The sequence below is a fragment of the Serratia sp. 506_PEND genome, assembly GCF_001076875.1.
Taxonomy (GTDB): domain Bacteria; phylum Pseudomonadota; class Gammaproteobacteria; order Enterobacterales; family Enterobacteriaceae; genus Serratia; species Serratia marcescens.
In genome coordinates this window covers 1-3895 of sequence record NZ_JVEL01000287.1, presented here as the reverse complement: position 1 = coordinate 3895, position 3895 = coordinate 1, and the positions used below count along the sequence as shown (strand labels likewise).

Annotated in this window: 3 protein-coding genes; 2 read left to right on the top strand and 1 reads right to left on the bottom strand. The window is 56.3% G+C overall.

The window, feature by feature from the left end; all coding sequences use genetic code 11:
* The first annotated feature begins 30 nt into the window (after positions 1–30).
* Positions 31–1455 (top strand): prophage tail fiber N-terminal domain-containing protein, encoded by a 1425-nt coding sequence (locus ADK28_RS29420; protein ID WP_075202048.1) that lies wholly within the window; start codon positions 31–33, stop codon positions 1453–1455.
* A gap of 112 nt (positions 1456–1567) precedes the next feature.
* Positions 1568–1768, top strand: coding sequence for a hypothetical protein (locus ADK28_RS07610; RefSeq protein WP_048795325.1), 201 nt, complete (start codon positions 1568–1570; stop codon positions 1766–1768).
* A gap of 459 nt (positions 1769–2227) precedes the next feature.
* On the opposite strand, the gene ADK28_RS07605 is transcribed toward ADK28_RS07610, so the two are convergent.
* A partial coding sequence (locus ADK28_RS07605) for a 4Fe-4S dicluster domain-containing protein (protein WP_048795324.1) occupies positions 2228–3895 on the bottom strand: 1668 nt, incomplete at its 5' end.

Below are 3895 nucleotides of genomic sequence, written 5' to 3'. Positions count from 1 at the left end.
TTACATTATTAAATCTGGGAGTGATAAATAATGGCGTTAATCAGTGATATTCTGCGCGGTCCTTATGGCGACCCACAATCAAACGTGATTATTACTATGCGTGCAAAGGAGACGAGCGCACGCGTTTTGGTGAGTAATTCATCAGCAGCAATTACCGCAGCCGACGGAAAATATTCCATGCAGGTTTTTCCCGGTGAATATGAAGTACTGGTATCCACCTTGGGAAAAGTTGGCGAAATTCGTGTGTACCCTGACTCGAAAGACGGCACGCTTAACGACTTCTTAATTACACCTGGTGAGGATGAATTAACCCCTGCAATTGTACAGACTGTCGAGACAATGAGGGTTGAGGCGGCAAAGTCGGCAGCAGCAGCCAAAGTGAGTGAAGAAAACTCGGGAAAAAATGTATTGCCTGTTACATCCGCTGGATTTGGCGTTGGCGCAATTCATACTGATGATATTTTTTCTAAAAATAATCAGTCATGTATTCGTCGCTATACCACCGCGACAGCTAACAGGCCCGGCGGCGCAACTGGCGGCGTATTGGTTTTACCCATTGATGGTGGGCCGTCGAGTGCATATTTTGCAACATCGGTTGAACGCAAAGCTTGGGTCGGTAGTTCAACCCCAGCAACCCCGTCAACCATTTCTTGGGCGCGATTATTCAGCACTGAAGATCTCCCCGGGGTGGCCGACATTTCAGACTTGAAATATTGGGGATTAACAAAAGGCGTGTCAGCAGCTTCCAAGGGAAGCTTCAATGCGCAAATGCAAAGCCGCCGAGGGTATGCGGCTACCGATCCGATCGGCAATCCATTCAAAGATACCGGGACTCATTTCCTTGATACGCGCTCATGGGCAGTGGCGCAGACGGGAACCGACGACAGCTATCGAACGGTACAAACCTGTTACGGCTATGGCGTGAGTGCTGCGCAGACGGGGAAAATCGCCGTTCGGAGCTGGAACGGTACAACGTTTACTCCGTGGATCTGGATGTGGTCGGAGGCCAACACGACGGTAGACAGCAACGGCTTCATCAAGAAGGCATCCCCGATCGTGAAGCTCTTCCGTGATGGCTCCTGTGAACTCAACGACGAAAGCCAGGGCGTGACTACTGAGCGTGTGAGCGAGGGTGTTTACCGCGTCTCCGGTACGCTCGGGTTTAACGCCGATGCACAATGGGGCGGCCCGGATGGCGGAATTGAGGTTCCGCTCGACCGCAACAAGCAGCCGCTGATCTGGGTGGATTACGAAGTAGAGCCCACCGGTGACCTGCTGATCAAGACCTACCACCGCACACACCCGGCGGCGCCAGCGTTCGCCCGTAATGACGTTTTGGGCTATGACGAGGGGATGCCGATCGATATCCCCGATGGGCGCTGGGTAGATCTGCGTGTTGAGATGCCGGCGGTCGATGAACCAGATTCTGAAGTAGAGGAAGAATTTACAGAATAAGCTCGAGGATTAGGCCGGGATTTTTTCGGCCTAATTCCTTGGGTGGCGGATTATGTTTCAATATCCCGTTAGTGTGTTAGCCTGTCCCAAAATCCCCCTTTGAGGTCAGAACATGGAAATTGATGAACAACGCTCAATATTTATAGGCAACGAGATTGGCGCAGCTGTGATCGAGCTAATCGCGAATGACATGGACGTTAACCGCGCAAATATCGCTGGGATCCTTGAAGGAAAAAGAAAAGTTGTTGGTAACACTCTTTACAAGGGCGTGTTGCGAGATGCTGCTGCTTTGGTGCGAGAGAAGAAGCAATGATGACCGGTCATCTATTATTTCATAGGGGCAAATTTGGGGCAAAACGATAGAAAAAGGGCAAAAAAAGGGCATCAAATGTGTAGCTTGGGGTATCTTGGTGTGCTTGGGCGGGTGTCGCAACTTGTTGTTATAAAAATAAAATATTGCAATTCAGATAGTTGTGATTATTGATGGCTTACATTCAGGTTGTACTGCTCTTTTTGGCTAACGGATTGCTTTTCTGACATTTAAATCGTGCTCATTCTCAATGGGGGGCACTAGGGGCATGGGGTTGTAGACCGCGAGTTTACCATTCAACCGGCCGATTTTGATCATTATTCATCATCCAGCCGCCACGCACCCGACGCGAGGTCTGTATGGTACGGATTGCGCGCAGGAATGCCAGCAGGTTTTGTTGCTGCGATTTACGCCGGCGGTAGTAAAAGAACAGGGCGCGAATTGCTCGCGCCCTGACAGGGGTTACTCAGCGGCGGACTTTTCCGCCTTGCCGGCCAGCAGGCTGAGGAAATCGTATTTCTCCTTCAGCTCTTTCTCGGCGGCCTGATACAGTGCGCTGGCCACCTCCGGCTGCTGCGCGTTCAGGCGACGGAAACGCTGCTCGTTCAGCAGCGTTTCAGCCAGGCTGCTGTTCGGCGGCCGCGAATCCAGCGCCAATGCGGCCTTGCCCTCGGCGCTGCGGCGCGGATCGAAGCGGTACAGCGGCCAGAAGCCGGTGGCGGTCAGCTGTTTCATCTGATCGTGGCTGAGCGCCAGATCGTAGCCGTGCTCTTCGCACGGGCTGTAGGCGATGATCAGCGACGGCCCCGGATAGGCCTCGGCTTCCTGAATCGCTTTCACCGTCTGGTTAAGCTGCGCCCCCAGCGAGATCTGCGCGACGTAGACATGGCCGTACATCATCATGCTGACGCCCAGATCCTTGCGCGCCTTGCGCTTGCCGTGCTCGCCGAACTTTGTCACCGCGCCAAGCGGCGTGGCTTTCGACTGCTGGCCGCCGGTGTTGGAGTAGCACTGAGTGTCGAGCACCAGCACGTTGACGTTCTCCGTCAGGCTGAGCACATGATCCAAACCGCCGAAGCCGATGTCGTAGGCCCAACCGTCCCCGCCGATCAGCCAGATGGATTTATCCACCAGGTAATCGGCGTCGGCCGCCAGCTGGCGTGCGTCTTCACCTTCGAAACTCGCCAACAGCGTGCGCAGTTCGGCGATTTGCTTGCGGCGCGGCTCCGGCGCCACGTCTTCCATCTGCAGGGCATTGACCAACTGCTCCGGCAGCTGCGGCGCCAGCGAGTTCAGCAGGCGCAGCACCCGTGCGCGATGTTGATCGACCGTCAGACGGAAGCCCAGGCCGAATTCGGCGTTGTCTTCGAACAGCGAGTTGGCCCACGCCGGCCCGCGCCCTTCGGCGTTGGTGGTGTAAGGCGTGGTCGGCAGATTGCCGCCGTAGATCGAGGAACAGCCGGTGGCGTTGGCGATCAGCAAACGGTCGCCATAGAGCTGGGTCAGCAGCTTGATGTACGGCGTTTCGCCGCAGCCGGAGCAGGCGCCGGAGTATTCGAACAGCGGCGTGATCAGCTGCGAGGTGCGAATGTCGATGCGCTCCAGCTGCGCCGGATCGATTTCCGGCAGCTGCAGGAAGAAGTCGTAGTTGTCTTTTTCCGCCGTCAGATTATCGAGGCGCGACGCCATGTTGATGGCTTTGATCTCCGGGTTCTTGCGATCTTTCGCCGGGCAGACCTCGACGCACAGGTTACAGCCGGTGCAATCTTCCGGCGCCACTTGCAGTACGTATTTCTGGCCGCGCATATCGCGCGCTTTGACATCCAGAGACTGCAGAGAGGCGGGGGCGTGTTCCATCTCCGCCGGCTGAACCACTTTGGCGCGAATGGCGGAGTGCGGGCAGGCGGCGACGCAGTGGTTGCACTGGGTGCACAGGTCGGGCTGCCAGATCGGGATCGCTTCGGCGATGTTGCGCTTTTCCCACTGGGTGGTGCCCACCGGCCAGGTGCCGTCCGGCGGGAAGGCGGAAACAGGCAGCGCATCACCCAGCCCGGCCAGCATCGCGGCGGTAACGGTTTTGACGAAGTCCGGCGCGGCGTCCGAGACCACCGGCGGGCGCATCGGGCTGCT

What these genes read in the sequence shown, in the direction of transcription:
- ADK28_RS07610 (WP_048795325.1), top strand. Translation starts at nt 1,568, where the DNA reads ATGGAAATTGATGAACAACGCTCAATATTTATAGGCAACGAGATTGGC.
- ADK28_RS29420 (WP_075202048.1), top strand. Translation starts at nt 31, where the DNA reads ATGGCGTTAATCAGTGATATTCTGCGCGGTCCTTATGGCGACCCACAA.